The organism is Fictibacillus phosphorivorans (genome assembly GCF_001619875.1).
In the GTDB taxonomy this organism is placed as follows: domain Bacteria; phylum Bacillota; class Bacilli; order Bacillales; family Fictibacillaceae; genus Fictibacillus; species Fictibacillus phosphorivorans_B.
Window position 1 is genome coordinate 509,049 of the sequence record NZ_LRFC01000001.1, and the last position, 15,711, is coordinate 524,759.

Here is a 15,711-nt window from a genome sequence, read left to right on the forward strand (position 1 = left end):
CAGAGCCTGTCCTGAAAAGGACAGGCTTATTATATACAATTATGCAATTCCTGCCCTCATTAACATCCCATCAAGTGGTCGTTCCATACTTCGCTCTAACCACTTAGCTGATTCAACAAGTCCCTCAAGATCTGTCCCGGTTTCCACATTCATCCCTTTAAACATGTTCACCATATCTTCAGTACACACATTGCCAACGGCTTTTGGAGCAAAAGGACAGCCACCTAATCCTCCGATTGATGAGTCGAAACGGGTGACACCAGCTTGATAACCGGCAAGTATGTTAGCTAACCCTAGTCCACGTGTGTTGTGGAAGTGAAGACCAAGTTTCAATTCTTTGCCGAATTCTTGTTGAAAAGAAGCAACAACATTCTGCACCTGCAATGGATTCGCCATTCCGGTCGTGTCTGCAAGTGTAATCTCAGTACACCCTGCTTTTAAAAACGACTCCGCAACATTTAAAACTTTAGAGAGCGGAACTTCACCTTCAAACGGGCATCCGAATGCGGTTCCGAGTACACCGGCTACTCCTTTGGATGCTGCACCCTCCTCAATAACCTTCGTCAGTTCCTCAACCGCCTGATCCACCGTTCTTTTAGCGTTTCGTTGATTAAAAGAGTCGCTTGTTGTTGTGACGACATGAAGGAAATCGACGTCTGTATGTAGTGCGCGTTCGAGTCCTGAGCGGCTAAGGACGAGTCCTGCATATCGGACGTCATCTCGTTTTGGAACGAGACGCATCACTTCTTCGGCGTCTGCCATCTGAGGGACGACTTTTTTGTTCACGAACGAAACAGCTTCAATGATTCGTATACCTGAGTCGATAAGCTTGTTGATGAGTTCAACCTTCGTTTCAGTGGAGACGAGCTTTGGTTCGTTCTGCAGCCCGTCGCGTGGTCCTACTTCACAGATTTCAATCATGAGTATCCTCCTTCAACACATGGATTTTCTTGATTTCTTCTAAATGCGCAAGTACTTGATCACGGCCTTGATAGATATGCTCTGTCATCGCAACACGTGCGCGTTCTGAGTCCTGATTCTGGATCGCTGAAAGAATTGTCTTATGAACCTCTAAAGAACGCTTCAGTTCAAACTCATCGTACCAGTAGAACGAACGGAAGACGAGAGGGACGACGACTACTTTTGATAGATGAAAGTAGATGTGTGGGTTGTTGCATGCTGAAATAATCGCTTCGTGAAACTGCTGGTTGAAGTTCACGATCTCTTTAATAGAGTTTAAGTCTGCCTCCTTATAACGTTCGATCGCCTCTTCATAACGGGAGTTCGCTTCTTTCATCTTTTCAATATCCTCATCTGTTCGGTGAAGAGCTGCCTGACTCGCTGCGTAACCTTCTAATAGTGTACGAAGATCATAGATTTGCTGAATATCTTCTCGTGTGAAATGACGGACACTTACGCCGCGTTTAAGCGGAGTGACAAGACCTTCTGACTCGAGCTGTTTAATAGCTTCACGTATCGGTGTCCGGCTCAGCTTTAGTTCCTTCGCGAGGTATTCCTCTCCAAGCCTCATCCCAGGCTCGTATTTTCCGTGTATGATGGCTTCTTTTATATATTTATAGGCATCCATGATAACCACTCCTTAATTCGTATTGTATACAAATGGAATTTAAGTTGCAATAATTTTCTGACAATAAATAATTTAAATGTTGTTAAATCAACGTTTATTGAACATTTTTAAAATAAAATTAAAATTACCCATTGACCTTTTGTATACAAAGCGTTAATTTGGTATAAAGATTAAGAAAATTATGATTCTTCTAAAAATAAGACAAACGGAGGGATAACATGTCCGATCAACTTCCTTTAGCTAATATACGTGTTATTGAGCTGGGAACCCTTTTGGCAGGTCCTTTTTCCGGAAGGCTGTTAGCGGACTTTGGGGCAGAAGTAATCAAGGTGGAGCCGCCGGGCAAATCAGATCCGATGAGAAATTGGGGACAATCAAAAGACGGTGTTGGACTATGGTGGCCGATTCAGTCGCGTAATAAAAAGTCCATCACGCTGAACTTGAGAGTAGAAGAAGGTCAGAACATCTTAAAAGAGATGGTGAAAGACGCGGACGTGATCATCGAGAACTTTCGTCCGGGAACGATGGAGAAATGGAACCTTTCCTATGAAGAGTTATCAAAGATTAATCCAAAACTCATCATGGTCAGGACGTCCGGTTATGGACAGACAGGACCATATAAGCACCGTGCTGGATTTGGAAGTGTTGGAGAGGCGATGGGGGGCTTAAGGAACGTGACTGGTTTTCCAGACCGGCCGCCGTCACGAATCGGAGTGTCAATCGGAGATACACTCGCCGCACTCTTTTCAACAGTGGGTTGTTTAGTTGCATTGCATGAAAGAGAGCGTTCAGGCGTGGGGCAAGTTGTAGATACTGCACTTTATGAGTCGGTCTTCTCTGTTATGGAGAGTCTGATTCCTGATTATCTGTTTGCCGGCTATATTAGGGAAAGAATGGGCAACATCCTCCCAGGTGTAGCGCCATCTAACATCTATTTTACGAAAGACAAGACCTATATCGTGATTGGAGCCAACGCGGACGGTGTGTTCCGGCGATTATGTGAAGCGATGGAGCAGCCTTATCTCGCAGACGACCCGAGATTCTCCACTCATCACGCAAGAGGCGAGAACATGAAGGTGCTCGATATGCTGATCGAGGATTGGACGAAATCGCTTGATGCGAAAGACGCTTTAGAGATTTTAGATGAAAAAGGTGTACCGTCTGGGCTCATCTATACAGCAAAAGAAATCCTGGAAGATCCTCATTATCAAGAACGCGAGATGATCGTGAACGTGGAGCATCCAGAACTTGGTGAATTCCCGATGCCGGGAATCGTGCCAAAGCTTAGCCGTACACCAGGGAAAGTGAATCACGTTGGTCCTGAGGTGATGGGCAAGCATAACGATGAAGTGTATAGAAACTGGCTTGGATACAGTGAAGAGGAAGTAGAGAGGTTAAAAGAAACGAGCGTTATCTAATTCGGAGGTGGGAAGAACGTGGGGAAGACACTTTACGATAAAGTTTACGACAGGCATGTGGTCTACCAAGGAGAAGATCAGCCATCTATTCTGTATATTGATCTTCACCTCATTCATGAAGTAACGTCGCCGCAGGCATTTGAAGGACTGCGGATGAACAACCGTGTTGTCAGTCGTCCAGATCGAACACTGGCGACGATGGATCACAGCATTCCGACAACAGACCGATTACTTCCTTTTCGGGACGAAGTGGCGAAGAAACAGGTGAAGACATTAGAAGAAAATTGCCGGGAGTTTGGGATCCAGCTGTTTGACCTACAGAGCGAGAAGCAAGGAATCGTCCATGTGATCGCACCTGAACTCGGGCTAACGCAGCCAGGTCAGACAATCGTATGCGGTGACAGCCATACGTCAACACATGGCGCGTTCGGAGCATTGGCGTTCGGAATCGGAACGAGTGAAGTGGAGCACGTTTTAGCGACACAGACTCTTAAACAGGATAAGGCAAAGACACTCGCGATCAACATTACGGGTGAGTTGCCAAAGGGAACGTCGGCTAAGGATTTGATTCTTTCTATCATCGGTAAATATGGTCACGACTATGCGACAGGTCACGTGATCGAGTACAGAGGAGAAGTTATCCAAAACTTAACGATGGAAGAGAGAATGACGGTCTGCAACATGTCGATCGAGATGGGTGGACGCGCCGGGTTGATCCAGCCTGATGAAGTTACTTTTAACTATTTGAAAGATAAACAGTACGTGCCTAAAGGTGAGCAATGGGAAGAGGCTTTATCTGAATGGCGGTTATTGTACACAGACGACGATGCCGTTTTTGACCAAACAGTAGAATTTGATGCTAGTGAAGTGGTGCCGCAAGTAACGTGGGGAACGAATCCAGGGCAGGGAGCTGGAATTACAGATGTCGTTCCATCACCAGAGAATTTACCGATCACCCAAAGAAAAGCCGCAGAAAAAGCGCTTCAATATATGGGACTTCAATCAGGAACACCGTTTGACTCAATCAAACTCGATAAAGTGTTCATCGGGTCGTGTACGAACAGCCGGATTGAAGACCTCAGAAAAGCGGCTAAAATCGTAAGCGGTTACAGAGTGGCGGATTCACTACATGCACTCGTTGTTCCAGGTTCTCAGACGGTAAAACGACAGGCTGAGAAAGAAGGCTTAGATCAAGTTTTTATAAAAGCTGGTTTTGACTGGCGAGAATCGGGATGCAGCATGTGCCTTGGGATGAACGAGGATGTCGTGCTCGAAGGGGAGCGATGTGCTTCAACGTCGAACCGAAACTTTGAAGGCAGACAGGGTAAAGGGGCTCGTACACATTTGGTAAGTCCAGAGATGGCAGCAGCTGCAGCGATCAAAGGACATTTTGTGGATGTGAGGAACTGGGTGACAAAAGAACGTGAGGAGGTGGGCTCTTAATGGAACCTTTTACTTCATTTACCGGAACGGCTGTACCGCTCGATGTAGATAATGTCGATACGGATGCCATCATTCCGAAACAGTTTCTAAAACGAACCGAGCGAACCGGCTACGGGCAGTTTTTGTTCTATGACTGGCGGTTTAAAGTTGGGAAGGAACGACAAGATTTCATCCTGAACGAGGACCGTTACCAAGGAGCTTCTGTTCTGCTAGCAAGAAAGAACTTCGGGTGCGGCTCGTCCCGTGAACATGCACCATGGGCTCTATCTGACTATGGTTTTCGGGTGATCATCGCCCCCTCATTTGCAGACATCTTTTACAACAACTGCTTTAAGAATGGGATCCTGCCCATCGTTCTATCTGAAGATGATGTGGATCTGTTGTTTCAGCGGACGAATGAAAAAAAAGGATACCAGTTATCTGTTGATCTAGAGAGTCAAAGAGTGATAGATTCACATGGTTTTGAAGCGTATTTCGAGGTTACTCCTTATCGGAAGCGGCTCCTTCAAAAGGGTCTTGATGAGATCGGTTCAACACTGGAATTTAAGGATAAGATTACGAGTTTTGAAGAAAAACACCGCATCTATTACACAATAGAAAGAAATGAAAAGGCTTCCATCTAAGGCTGTACTGCATCATAGATTATCAGCTCCATAGAACTTATTTTCTTTTAAGGAGGATATGATATGAAAACCAAGTCAGTGAAAGAACCGATCCGTAAAAAGTGGATCTGGATTCTGTTGTTTATTAACGTTGTATTGATCGTCCCCTGGTATTTTCCGAAGGGAGCGGTTGAACCGTTTGTTCTTGGATTCCCGCTCTGGGCATTTATCTCTACCTTTTTCACACTCATCATGGGAGCTTATCTAAGCTGGCTCTGTATCTCTCAATGGAACATCGTTGAGGAGGAAGAGGAGAATGCCAAGAGAAAGGAGGATGTGAAGCATGGATAATTTAACCTTCGCCGGCATGGACGGCATTATCATATTAAGTGTTTTTGCGATTATTATGCTTGTAATCGGGTATTTCTCTGGTAAAGGAGATACGAATCTTCATCATAGTCTATCAGGCTACTATTTGGCAGGTCGTAACCTTGGTTTTATCGCTTTGTTCTTCACCCTTTACGCGACACAGTACAGCGGAAACACGATCGTCGGTTATGCGCCGACAGGCTACCGGACCGGGTTCTCATGGCTGCAGTCGATTTCCTTCATGACGATCATCATCGGGATCTATCTGTTGTTCGCACCAAGGCTTTACGTGGTGTCGAAACGTCGTAACTTTGTAACCCCTACGGATTGGCTGGAGTTCCGTTTTAAATCGAAGGCTGTTACACTGCTTTCTATCTTCTTGATGCTTTGGGGGCTAGGAAACTATCTGTTGGAGCAGCTGGTCGCGATCGGACAAGCGGTAGCTGGAATGACAGGAGGAACGATTCCTTATGAGATCGCCGTTGTCGTTTTCGTTCTCGTTATGCTTGCATATGAGTGGATGGGAGGCATGAAGGCCGTTGCGTTCACGGATGTTATGCAAGGAATCGTGCTCATGGTCGGAATCTTTGTATTCTTAGCTGGAGCTCTTTATTTGGTTGGAGGGAACTTTGCTGAAGTAACACGGTTCATCGCTGACAATGAACCTGCAAAACTCGGTGTTCCTGAGATGGAAGTGTCAGTGAACTGGTTCAGTATGCTCGTGCTTGTAGGACTTGGGGCATCCATTTACCCGCATGCCGTTCAGCGTATCTATTCTGCTGAAAGTGAAAGAACGTTGAAGAAGTCTTTCGCTCGCATGGCGTGGATGCCTCCGATCACAACAGGTCTCGTATTTGTTGTCGGTATCGTTGGAATCATGCTTTTTCCAGGGTTAGATACAGCGGGGTCAGAACAATTAGTTGGTTTGATGGCTAATAAAATCGCTGCGATCAACGGGTTTTATTATTGGATGATGATCATCTTCTTCGGTGGAATCGTTGCGGCGATCATCTCTACAGCAGACTCTGTTTTGCTTAGTTTTTCATCGATGTTATCAAATGATGTATATGGTAAGTTCGTAAATCCAGGAGCTACTGAACACAAGAAAGTTATGGTTGGAAAAATCGGAGGAATCATTGCAATCTTCTTCCTGTTGATGATCGCATGGAATCCACCAGGTACACTTTACCAAATTTTCGTCCTGAAATTTGAGCTATTGGTTCAAGTATTCCCGGCGTTTGTTCTAGGACTTTATTGGAAGCGTCTCGCGGCTAAACCGGTGTTCTGGGGAATGCTTATCGGAGCTATCGTAGCCGGGTTGTTAACGTTAACAGGACATAAGACGGTGTTCGGCATTCATGGTGGAGTGATCGGGCTTACGATAAACTTTGTTGTTTGTACCGTTGGTTCGATGCTCGTTACGGTTTCTGCTGAAAAATCATTGAAAAAGGACGAAATTGCAGTGTTGGAGCTTGAAGCATAATACAATCAATAAAAAAGAGTTGAAGCTGACATGGCAAATTTGAGTTTGAGCGTTAAGCGTAGTCGTCTTGAGCCACATTGGCAGATGCTGATCTGGCTCTTGATTGTTCAAATATTGGTTGCCTTTGTAGGGCGCGGACTTGTACCGCTAGGAGTATTAATTGGAGCAGATCTTTCGCTCTCAAAAGCTCAAATCGGCATGCTTCCGGCGGGTCTCTTTTTAGGACAGGCACTTGCTTCGATTCCTGCCGGTTTCTTAGTGGACCGGCTCGGATCGAGGAGGCTGCTTCTTGCTTTGTCCATGTGTTTAGGGGTCGGGTTCATGTTCTCGACCTTTTTTACACATTTTTGGTCGATGCTCCTATTCGTGGTCATCGGCGGTGTCGGATACGGAGCCATGCACCCGGTCTCGAACAGAGGCATCATCTATTGGTTCACACAAACACAGCGCGGCACAGCCATGGGCATCAAACAGATGGGCGTCACACTCGGATCTGCTTTATCCGCCGTGATCTTACTTCCAATCGCAGCATCTTATGGCTGGCGGACAGCTGTAATCGGCGCAGCATTACTTTTGATTCTGATCGGGGTCCTGTCCTTTTTTCAGTACCGCGATTCAGAGTCCGCACCACAAGGGAAAAGTGATCAGAGGTTGTCTGTTTTTTATAAAGCCATGTGGAAAATGATTCAGAACAAACCGCTCTTGCTCGTAAGTCTAAGTGCACTCGGTTTGAACGGAGCACAAATGTGCCTGAACACGTATCTCGTACTCTTTGCTTACGAGAAGATGGGGATCTCGCTGTTTCTGTCGGGGCTGTTGCTCGTCATTTCAGAAGCATGCGGATCATTTGGAAGAGTCGCTTGGGGCGTGATCAGCGACCGGGTGTTTAACGGAGAACGTGTGATTATTGTCATCGTGATCGTCATTATTTCTGCACTATCAAGCAGCACCTTGGCACTGTTACCTGAACATACGCCGTTTGGATTGCTTGTTCCAATCATCGCCGTCTTTGGCTTTGCGGTCTCAGGGTTCAACGGTATCTGGATGAACCTGGCGAGTGAACTTGTTCCACCTGAACAGGCTGGAATATCGAGTGGGTTGAGCATCACAATTGGGTCACTTGGGGTTATCGCGGCACCGCCTGTCTTCGGTTTTATGGTAGATCTGAATGGCAGCTACACATCAGGATGGTTTTTTATCACAGGATTGTTATGTATCGTGTTTGCGATTCTGCTAGTTTTGTTAAATGTTAATAAAAGAGAGAAGCGAGGGTGAGTGAACATGCAATTTGATCCGAAAGAGCTGACAGAAAAGGATGTATACAAACTATTGATTGGCTCAGTCGTGCCAAGACCGATCGCCTGGGTATCGACCATTTCAACAGAGGGAGTGGTCAACCTGGCGCCGTTCAGTTTTTTTAACGTAGCCTCCCGAAACCCTCCTATGCTTTGTATATCGATAGGACCTGGAGTGGGAGAAAGAGAAGGAACGGAAAAAGATACACTTGTAAACATACGGAACCAAAAAGAGTTCGTGATCAATGTGGTCACGTCAACCTTGGGGAATGAGATGCAGAAAACGTCTGAGAACCTTCCGAGTGAAGTGGATGAATTTGAAGCGGCTGGGCTCACAACATTAGACAGTACAATTGTAAAACCAAAGCGCGTTGAAGAAACGCCCATCCAGATGGAATGTCAGTTGGAGCAGATTATCCAGCTTGGAAGTGATCATTTGGTGATCGGCAGAATGGTCCGTTATCATATCAATGATGATTATTACCTTGGTAATTATAAAGTGGATCTAGAGAAATTGCAGCCGCTTGGTAGGTTTGCAGGGAACTATAGTGAGAGCAGAGAATTCTTTTCGCTGCCGCGCTAAAGAGAGAAAGCTTAAGGAAAATATCCTTAAGCTTTTTTACTTCTTATCATCTTCAACAAGGTGCCTCAACATAGCCAACTTATTACCCCAAAACTTCTCGTAATAACCTAGCCACTGCTTCACTTCAGTTAAAGGCTCTGGATGCAGCTGATAAATCTTTTCCCGGCCTTCCTTACGCCCTGAAATGAGTTCAGCCTCCGTTAAAATCTGAAGGTGCTTCGTCACAGCGGTTCGGCTCATATCAAAATGATCGGCAATCTCTGAGATCGGCCGATCATTTTCTGCGAGCAGCCTCAATACTTCACGTCTAGTTGGATCGGCAATCGCTTTAAACACATCGTGTTTTTCTGCTGGTGCTGCCACTTAGCCCTCAACGACCTTTTTCAATCTTTCATTCACAATACCAACCCATCCGCCGTTCATGCGGTCACGCACATCTTGCGCCTTTTGATTGGCTTTTCCAACAATCGCATCTTCTTCTTTCCATCCGCTATGGATAAGAGTGAACTCTGTCTGATCGCCTTTTTCTTCTAATAGAAACGTAACGACCCAGCCGTCTGTGTCCCAAGCAAACGAAAGCTTGTGCGGCTCCTCAATTACGAGCACCTTACACGGTGAAGGACCAAAAGGGGACTGGATGTGAAACTCGTGTCCTTCTTCTGCTTTAAAGTCATTTGGCATGAACCAAGAAGACATGCCTTCTGCAGTCGATACAGAATTCCATACTTTTTGAATCGGTGCGTTAAAGAGCGCCGTTTGTTTAATATCCGGTAATGTTGCCATGAATGTTCATCTCCTAGAAATAATATATAACCATTTGGTTGCACGTTAAGAATATAACACCTTTTGGTTGTATGTCAATAGGTAAAAGAGGACCTTATCTCACAAGTGGAGAATATTTACATTGATAGAATGTGTATCTTGGAGGGAAAAGATGAATTACCTAGTGAAATTATTTTTAGCATTTGTACTAACTTCTTGCAGCAATCTTCCAGTCGGCGGCTGTCCGGATGGAGAGATTGAGTGGATTCATGCTGTTAAGATCAAGGATGTGAAGTATGAACACCATTTTCCTGAACCACACGATATGGTTGAACTTAATATTGTACAAGGTGATGAGATTGGAAAAGTAGGGTACAAAATGGCGGATGACGCTTGTAGCAACTATAAGATGAAAAATGGTGATGCCACTTATTTAGATGAGGGTACTCCTATTTATTCGATAAAAGATACCCCAACATCACTTGCTGTTTTAGCGAATGACCAGGTCTTTGTTGTGGAACAAAATACAAAAGCGAAAACGGTAGGAGAATATTATCCAATCAAGGATCTCGTTAAAAAAATACACATCGAAAGCACACTAGACGGCAGGAGACTTCGTACGTTTCCGGATGCTTCTACTAAAGTCTTTCTCGACGAATGGCTGGCACTATCACTGCATGATCGAGAACAACTAGCGAAGGACAACAAAGATGATGGAGAAAGCATCTTTTTAGAAATTGAACTAAAGAATGGCATTACGTTTCGAGAAACCTATTGGCGGGATAACAAAACCTTTCATGTAGGGGCTGTCGGAACCGAGAGGCTTGCTGAAACGATTGAAAAAGAATATTCACTGATTCATAAATGAAAGAAGGGGAACAACGATGACTCAACTGCAATCGACGAGTGATACAAACCATCTGTCAAAAGAAGTGCAGAATGTAATAGACGTTTACTTGAAGAAGATAGAGGAGCGACTGCCAAACGTGCTGGAATCATTCTATCTTTTCGGCTCTGTTTCGTTAGATGCTTATCAAGAGGGAATTAGTGACATAGACTTTTATACCGTTGTTAAACGACCTCTGACGGAAAACGATGTTGACGTGTTAAAAGAGGTTCATCTAGGCATGAAAAAACAGTTTCGGAAGCCGAGTTTAGATGGGATGTATGTAACACGTGAAGATCTAGAGGGTCGGAATGAAGAAGTGTCGACTTGTCCGTATTTTAATGATGGCAAACTTCAGATGTTTAAGTCATTCCATCGAAACTGGATTGATGCTTATCAGCTGAGAACTTACGGCATCGTGATAAAAGGACTACCAATTGAGACGTATCACGTCCCCGTAGATTGGGATCTGCTCAAAACGAACTTGGTGGAAAACATCAATGGCTATTGGCTGAATTGGGTGAAAAACTGTGAACGTGTCACATCACTCTCCTTTTTCGGACTATATATGAGCCCTAGTATGATCGAGTGGGGAGTGCTCGGGGTGACTCGGCTGTATTACTCTATTCGAGAAGAAGATATCACATCCAAAGTGGGGGCAGGGGAATATGCGCTCCTTACTGTTCCAGAAGAATATCATCGTATCCTTAAAGAAGCGCTGCGCATTCGAAACGGAAGTAAATTCTCTCGCTATGGATCAGTATTCAAGAGAAGAGATGACACGTTGAAGTTTATGAAGTATGTAATGACAGAATGTAATCAATTGGTAAGTTGAGTGGATGTGTTTAGAAGAAATAGATAACAAGGAGATGCAAAATGGTTAGAGCAATTCTGGAATTGATCAGGATAATGGTGATTGTGTTCGTGTTTGGTGGTGTAATGGGAGCTGTCATTAAAGCCATACACACACAGCTGGGATTCAATCTTGAAAATACAAACGGTGGATGGTTAGTAGGAATTTCTATTTTTTTATTGGTATTTGTTCTATATCGAAACAAGCTTCAATTTTCAGGGTTTTATAAAGATAATAAAAAAGAGAAACTTCCGAGAAAAGTTTCTGCTGCACTTATACTTTGTTCATTTTTGTTACTAGTCATAGCCCCTTTAATCAGCTTATAAATTCTAATTTAAATACCATCTTAACAACAAGATTAAGAGATCTCTTTGAGAGGTGCAAAATGATACGCTTTTTTGGAACGCCGAAGTTAGAAACCGACCGACTAATCCTTAGAAAATTGGAGCTTAAAGACGCTCAAAGTGTGTTTAATCATTGGCTTTCAGACGATCGTGTCTCTAACAATCGAGTAAACGCAGCACATCATAGTGTTTCTCAAACGATGGAAAGAGTCGCGAAGATTGTGAGTCAATATGAAAATAAAGAATTTTGTTATTGGGGAATCGAATTAAAGGAAACAGGTGAACTGATTGGAGAAATTGATTTATATAATTTTGACAAACTTACAGAAAATGGTGAGGTAAGTTATTCGCTCGGGTACGATTGGTGGAATCGAGGCTATGGAACGGAAGCGTTGCGTGCGGTTGTGGAATTTGGCTTCAGGCACATGAACATTCATAAAATATCCGCAGCACATAACACCGACAATCCGGCTTCAGGTAGAATCATGCATAAAGTGGGAATGAGGCAAGAAGGAATAATCCGACATATGATCCGCAATTCAAAGGGTCAGTATAAGGACTGTGCGGTTTGTGGAATCCTTCAAGAAGATTATCTGAAGTACAACGCAAGCCCCGAAAACGATATACTTAAGCTTGAAGCTTGATTTAATTTACAAAGTGGGGGAAAACGATGGATAAGATTTTACATGACATTGAAAAGTGGATTAAAAGTAGTGAAGGAAGAATAATTATTGGAATTTCAGGCCATGGTGCTTCTGGAAAGACAACGTTTGCAACCAAGCTGATAACCTTGCTTGGTCAAGAAAATGTAAATTACATAAATACAGATACCTATATTGTTGGATCCTACCTCAGAAAGAACACAGTTATCGATTATGAGTATGAAGGTGAAAAGCATCAGTATAAAATGACCGCGTGTCACCCAGACGCTCATCAAACATTTGCTTTAGAGCGGGATCTCAATATGATCAGAGATGGCTTAGATGTTTATTCAATTGGTACCAATTATGTAGAAAGCTCGTTGATTTCTTCTCAAAAGAAAATAAATATCGTTGAAGGTATGAGTGTAGCTTTTGTTGATCCGAATTTGTTTGATTTGAAGCTTTACTTCTATACAGATGGGGACACCGAGTTGAGTAGAAGAGGGATCCGGGATGTCAATGAACGTGGTATGGATATGGATTTCCTAATGCACTCTCATAATGAGCGTAGGATTCAATATGAGGTATTCATGCATCCTTACCATCAGAATTTTGATATGGTGATTAAAAGTTCGGATGAAGAGGTTATTGTTGAAAAGGATACGATCACAAGCCTTGCATCATCACACGAATGAGAGGATGTGCGGCTTGAACCAAAGTGAAATAACCATTATTCCCTATGCTCCTCAGTATGCGGAACAAACCGTCACAATGTGGCGTGATAGCAAATATGAGGCGATCGGACAAAAAGAGTCTCATAGTTTTGAGAATCATGTACATTTTATTAATCATATTCTCTCTGAGGATCATAAAATTGAACTGGCGGTTATGGGCGAAGAAGTAATTGGAATGATCGCTTATAATGAAACGCAAATAAACCAACTATACATTCATATCGGCTATCAAAATAAGGGTGTAGGTAACACATTGCTTGAACGGGCAAAAAAGAATTCGACTGGGAGATTGACACTATACACATTTGAAGTTAATAAAAACGCACAACGCTTTTATGAAAAAAATGGATTTAGTGTGATAGGCAGAGGGCATGAGAATGAAGAAAATCTGCCAGACCTTCTTTATGAATGGAGAAGGTCCGATTGATAGGGAGAGAAAGATGGAAATAAAAGAGATCATTCAAGAGAAAATACTAGATTCCGAAATCATAGAATGTAAGCCTTTAACTGGTGGTACTGTCAGTCAATTATTCCTCCTTCAAACCAATGATGGGAAACAATATGTCGTAAAGTCAAACGGGCCGGAAATTACTCAATCTGAGGCATATTATCTAAAGTGTTACGAAGAGCTGGAACTGTTACCGAATCTTCATTATGTCGAACCATCCAATAAGTATCTTGTCTATTCTTTTATTGAAGGTTCTACCAACTATGTGAGGAACAACAAACAAGAACTGCTCGTAACACTTGTACATGATCTTATCAAACACTATAAAACAGTTCCTGAAACGATTGGCTGGGGCTGGGCGGATGAACCTACAGATTCCTGGTACGCTTATCTATTGAATCGAACGATGGATGCCAAAAAGGTGTTAGATCCCTATTTAGGTGAGGATGATCATGATCTTTTATTTGATCTTGTGCAAAAAGTAGAAGGTATGAAGGTACAACCGTATTTATTGCACGGTGATCTGGGTGTTCATAATTTTATCTTTAACGATGACCATCTATGTGGGGTAATTGATCCAACTCCTGTTATTGGAGACCCTCTTTATGATTTAATTTATGCTTTCTGTTCATCACCAGATGATTTAACACAACAAACCATAGAGTCTGCAGCAGATGTCTTAAAGGTTGGTGGCAAACAGGTGAATGCAAACTTATACGAAAACGTGTTGATTGGGCTGTATCACCGATTAGCCGCTTGTGTGAAACATCACCCTTCAGACTTAAAGGAATATTTAAACGCTTGGCACGTTTGGAAGAAGATCGTTTTAGAATAGAGGGAAAAAAGTGACCAATTGGCAACCGAGTAGATTCCAAACTGAAGATCGTTATCATATGGCAAATGAAATTCTTTGTGAATTAAAAAACAAATATGGAGAAGATTTGATTGCAGCAGCAATTGAAGGTTCAACAGCCAAAGGAACAGATTGTCCTGAATCCGATCTTGAGTTGAGGGTAGTAGTAAACGGACGAGCTAGCGGATGGTATCCGTTCTTTTATAAGGGAATGTTTGTGGGAATTAGTTTTAGCTCATTAGATAAAATTCACGTAAAATCAACAAACATCGATTATGAATGGTGTGTAAAAGGCGATGTACTCTTTTCCTCTAAAATTCTTCATGACCCAACAAACCTCTATGACACGTTAAGAGAAAAAGCAAAAGCAGCTGAGGAACAGGCAGATTTTGATGGATTAATAAGAGATGCCTTAGCCGATTTGTATGAACATGTATATAAGATATATACGATTCATGAAAGTGATGTTGTAACAGGTGCACATGAAGCAAGGCAGATTGCTTATTGGGCAACCATGTGTGTTGGATTGAAGAATCGGCACAAATTTCGATCAAGTCGTTCCATGTATCATGAAAGCTTTCAACTAGAATCATTGCCTCATGATTTCGAACAGTCTATAAAACGTATTTTGTCTTTAAATACAGACGTGCAGCGTTTGAAAAGCGATGTTGGAGATCTGTGGGTTTCCACAAACAAATGGGCAGCATTAAACGGTATAACACTTGAGGAAAGTGATTTGTCATTTTTATAGTCCAAAAACGCTCAAGAGCATTTCTTCATGAAGGAGAAGTGCTTTTTTTGTTGAAGTAGGGGGAAAGCAGAAAATAAGGAGAGTGAGAAAATGAGTTTATTTAAGACGCAATATGACTGGGTTCGCCGTACAAGAGAATCATTATTCACGTATTGCGAATCGATTTCGTCTGAAGACTATGTGAAAGAGCTTGATAGCTTTGGTGGAGATTCCATTCGCAGCCTTCATGTTCATGTAGCGGAATGTTATCACGGATGGTTAGGAGCTCGGGCACTAGGCAAGTCGCTTCCTCCAATACCACCAGAGTCCATTCAAAACGTACAGGAAATGCGGGAAGTGTTTAGAAAAACGGATGAATTGGTAGAAGAATTTCTAAAGAAGTTTGAAGACAAGTGGGATCAATCCGTAGAAGTAACGTTTAGAAATGGGGATAGAGCTGACTTCACCTCACTATGGCTATTCACCCATACAACCACTCACGAATTTCATCATAAAGGGCAAATCGTTAAGATCGGAAGACAGCTCGGCTATGTTCCGGGTGATACAGACCTTATTGAACCAGAGGTAAAGGAATCAGCGAGAGTTTAGTGTTATTGAAGTTGGTGTGATAGATAGGTAGATGAGGTGGGGGTATTCCGAGACTCCGTGTTGTCGAGCG

General features: G+C 43.1%; 20 protein-coding genes. 16 read left to right on the forward strand and 4 right to left on the reverse strand.

Going from position 1 to position 15,711, the window contains the following annotated elements; translation table 11 throughout:
• Positions 1-39: 39 nt before the first annotated feature.
• Both AWM68_RS02560 and AWM68_RS02565 read right to left on the reverse strand, forming a co-directional pair.
• Positions 40-921 carry a hydroxymethylglutaryl-CoA lyase gene (locus AWM68_RS02560; protein WP_066236518.1) on the reverse strand — a complete coding sequence of 294 codons (882 nt, stop codon included), beginning with the start codon at positions 919-921 and terminating at the stop codon, positions 40-42.
• A complete protein-coding gene (locus AWM68_RS02565; protein WP_066236520.1) occupies positions 914-1,588 on the reverse strand; it encodes a GntR family transcriptional regulator in 675 nt (224 codons plus the stop codon). The genes AWM68_RS02560 and AWM68_RS02565 overlap by 8 nt, the downstream gene beginning before the upstream one ends.
• A 218-nt stretch (positions 1,589-1,806) precedes the next feature.
• Between AWM68_RS02565 and AWM68_RS02570 the strand changes: the two genes are divergently transcribed.
• The 7 genes from AWM68_RS02570 (at position 1,807) to AWM68_RS02600 (ending at position 8,781) form a co-directional block, all read left to right on the forward strand.
• A complete protein-coding gene (locus AWM68_RS02570; RefSeq protein WP_066236521.1) occupies positions 1,807-3,006 on the forward strand; it encodes a CaiB/BaiF CoA transferase family protein in 1,200 nt (399 codons plus the stop codon).
• An 18-nt stretch (positions 3,007-3,024) separates the two neighbouring features.
• Entirely contained in the window at positions 3,025-4,449 is a 1,425-nt protein-coding gene (gene leuC / locus AWM68_RS02575) for a 3-isopropylmalate dehydratase large subunit (protein WP_066236523.1), read from the forward strand.
• Positions 4,449-5,072, forward strand: coding sequence for a 3-isopropylmalate dehydratase small subunit (gene leuD, locus AWM68_RS02580; RefSeq protein WP_066236525.1), 624 nt, complete (start codon positions 4,449-4,451; stop codon positions 5,070-5,072). The genes leuC and leuD overlap by 1 nt, the downstream gene beginning before the upstream one ends.
• A 63-nt stretch (positions 5,073-5,135) precedes the next feature.
• Complete coding sequence (locus AWM68_RS02585) at positions 5,136-5,402, forward strand: hypothetical protein (RefSeq protein WP_066236527.1); 267 nt, start codon at positions 5,136-5,138, stop codon at positions 5,400-5,402.
• A complete protein-coding gene (locus AWM68_RS02590) occupies positions 5,395-6,903 on the forward strand; it encodes a sodium:solute symporter family protein (protein WP_066236529.1) in 1,509 nt (502 codons plus the stop codon). The genes AWM68_RS02585 and AWM68_RS02590 overlap by 8 nt, the downstream gene beginning before the upstream one ends.
• A gap of 30 nt (positions 6,904-6,933) precedes the next feature.
• Complete coding sequence (locus AWM68_RS02595; protein ID WP_066236531.1) at positions 6,934-8,178, forward strand: MFS transporter; 1,245 nt, start codon at positions 6,934-6,936, stop codon at positions 8,176-8,178.
• A gap of 6 nt (positions 8,179-8,184) precedes the next feature.
• Entirely contained in the window at positions 8,185-8,781 is a 597-nt protein-coding gene (locus tag AWM68_RS02600) for a flavin reductase family protein (RefSeq protein ID WP_066236533.1), read from the forward strand.
• Positions 8,782-8,817: 36 nt separating this feature from the next.
• Here AWM68_RS02600 and AWM68_RS02605 read toward each other — a convergent pair whose 3' ends face one another.
• Positions 8,818-9,144 (reverse strand): ArsR/SmtB family transcription factor, encoded by a 327-nt coding sequence (locus tag AWM68_RS02605; RefSeq protein WP_066236535.1) that lies wholly within the window; start codon positions 9,142-9,144, stop codon positions 8,818-8,820.
• Positions 9,145-9,564 (reverse strand): SRPBCC family protein, encoded by a 420-nt coding sequence (locus AWM68_RS02610; RefSeq protein WP_066236537.1) that lies wholly within the window; start codon positions 9,562-9,564, stop codon positions 9,145-9,147. It lies immediately after the preceding gene.
• 151 nt (positions 9,565-9,715) lie between these two features.
• On the opposite strand from AWM68_RS02610, the gene AWM68_RS02615 reads away from it, so the two are divergent.
• From AWM68_RS02615 to AWM68_RS02655, 9 genes are all read left to right on the forward strand, one after another.
• Positions 9,716-10,411 carry a hypothetical protein gene (locus AWM68_RS02615; protein ID WP_066236539.1) on the forward strand — a complete coding sequence of 232 codons (696 nt, stop codon included), beginning with the start codon at positions 9,716-9,718 and terminating at the stop codon, positions 10,409-10,411.
• Positions 10,412-10,427: 16 nt separating this feature from the next.
• Positions 10,428-11,264 (forward strand): aminoglycoside adenylyltransferase domain-containing protein, encoded by an 837-nt coding sequence (locus tag AWM68_RS02620; RefSeq protein WP_066236541.1) that lies wholly within the window; start codon positions 10,428-10,430, stop codon positions 11,262-11,264.
• Between the two features lie 41 nt (positions 11,265-11,305).
• Positions 11,306-11,608, forward strand: coding sequence for a hypothetical protein (locus AWM68_RS02625; RefSeq protein WP_066236544.1), 303 nt, complete (start codon positions 11,306-11,308; stop codon positions 11,606-11,608).
• A gap of 59 nt (positions 11,609-11,667) precedes the next feature.
• On the forward strand, positions 11,668-12,270 hold the full coding sequence (locus AWM68_RS02630; protein ID WP_066236546.1) for a GNAT family N-acetyltransferase: 603 nt from the start codon (positions 11,668-11,670) through the stop codon (positions 12,268-12,270).
• A 26-nt stretch (positions 12,271-12,296) separates the two neighbouring features.
• Entirely contained in the window at positions 12,297-12,962 is a 666-nt protein-coding gene (locus AWM68_RS02635) for a uridine kinase family protein (protein WP_066236548.1), read from the forward strand.
• Positions 12,963-12,975: 13 nt separating this feature from the next.
• Entirely contained in the window at positions 12,976-13,428 is a 453-nt protein-coding gene (locus tag AWM68_RS02640) for a GNAT family N-acetyltransferase (RefSeq protein ID WP_066236550.1), read from the forward strand.
• A complete protein-coding gene (locus AWM68_RS02645; RefSeq protein ID WP_197468116.1) occupies positions 13,379-14,284 on the forward strand; it encodes an aminoglycoside phosphotransferase family protein in 906 nt (301 codons plus the stop codon). The genes AWM68_RS02640 and AWM68_RS02645 overlap by 50 nt, the downstream gene beginning before the upstream one ends.
• A gap of 10 nt (positions 14,285-14,294) precedes the next feature.
• A complete protein-coding gene (locus AWM68_RS02650; RefSeq protein ID WP_066236555.1) occupies positions 14,295-15,053 on the forward strand; it encodes a kanamycin nucleotidyltransferase C-terminal domain-containing protein in 759 nt (252 codons plus the stop codon).
• Positions 15,054-15,143: 90 nt separating this feature from the next.
• Positions 15,144-15,641 (forward strand): DinB family protein, encoded by a 498-nt coding sequence (locus tag AWM68_RS02655; RefSeq protein ID WP_066236557.1) that lies wholly within the window; start codon positions 15,144-15,146, stop codon positions 15,639-15,641.
• Positions 15,642-15,711: the final 70 nt, after the last annotated feature.

What these genes read in the sequence shown, in the direction of transcription:
- AWM68_RS02560 (WP_066236518.1), bottom strand. Translation starts at nt 921, where the DNA reads ATGATTGAAATCTGTGAAGTAGGACCACGCGACGGGCTGCAGAACGAA.
- AWM68_RS02565 (WP_066236520.1), bottom strand. Translation starts at nt 1,588, where the DNA reads ATGGATGCCTATAAATATATAAAAGAAGCCATCATACACGGAAAATAC.
- AWM68_RS02570 (WP_066236521.1), top strand. Translation starts at nt 1,807, where the DNA reads ATGTCCGATCAACTTCCTTTAGCTAATATACGTGTTATTGAGCTGGGA.
- leuD (WP_066236525.1), top strand. Translation starts at nt 4,449, where the DNA reads ATGGAACCTTTTACTTCATTTACCGGAACGGCTGTACCGCTCGATGTA.
- AWM68_RS02585 (WP_066236527.1), top strand. Translation starts at nt 5,136, where the DNA reads ATGAAAACCAAGTCAGTGAAAGAACCGATCCGTAAAAAGTGGATCTGG.
- AWM68_RS02590 (WP_066236529.1), top strand. Translation starts at nt 5,395, where the DNA reads ATGGATAATTTAACCTTCGCCGGCATGGACGGCATTATCATATTAAGT.
- AWM68_RS02595 (WP_066236531.1), top strand. Translation starts at nt 6,934, where the DNA reads ATGGCAAATTTGAGTTTGAGCGTTAAGCGTAGTCGTCTTGAGCCACAT.
- AWM68_RS02600 (WP_066236533.1), top strand. Translation starts at nt 8,185, where the DNA reads ATGCAATTTGATCCGAAAGAGCTGACAGAAAAGGATGTATACAAACTA.
- AWM68_RS02610 (WP_066236537.1), bottom strand. Translation starts at nt 9,564, where the DNA reads ATGGCAACATTACCGGATATTAAACAAACGGCGCTCTTTAACGCACCG.
- AWM68_RS02615 (WP_066236539.1), top strand. Translation starts at nt 9,716, where the DNA reads ATGAATTACCTAGTGAAATTATTTTTAGCATTTGTACTAACTTCTTGC.
- AWM68_RS02620 (WP_066236541.1), top strand. Translation starts at nt 10,428, where the DNA reads ATGACTCAACTGCAATCGACGAGTGATACAAACCATCTGTCAAAAGAA.
- AWM68_RS02625 (WP_066236544.1), top strand. Translation starts at nt 11,306, where the DNA reads ATGGTTAGAGCAATTCTGGAATTGATCAGGATAATGGTGATTGTGTTC.
- AWM68_RS02630 (WP_066236546.1), top strand. Translation starts at nt 11,668, where the DNA reads ATGATACGCTTTTTTGGAACGCCGAAGTTAGAAACCGACCGACTAATC.
- AWM68_RS02635 (WP_066236548.1), top strand. Translation starts at nt 12,297, where the DNA reads ATGGATAAGATTTTACATGACATTGAAAAGTGGATTAAAAGTAGTGAA.
- AWM68_RS02645 (WP_197468116.1), top strand. Translation starts at nt 13,379, where the DNA reads ATGAAGAAAATCTGCCAGACCTTCTTTATGAATGGAGAAGGTCCGATT.
- AWM68_RS02655 (WP_066236557.1), top strand. Translation starts at nt 15,144, where the DNA reads ATGAGTTTATTTAAGACGCAATATGACTGGGTTCGCCGTACAAGAGAA.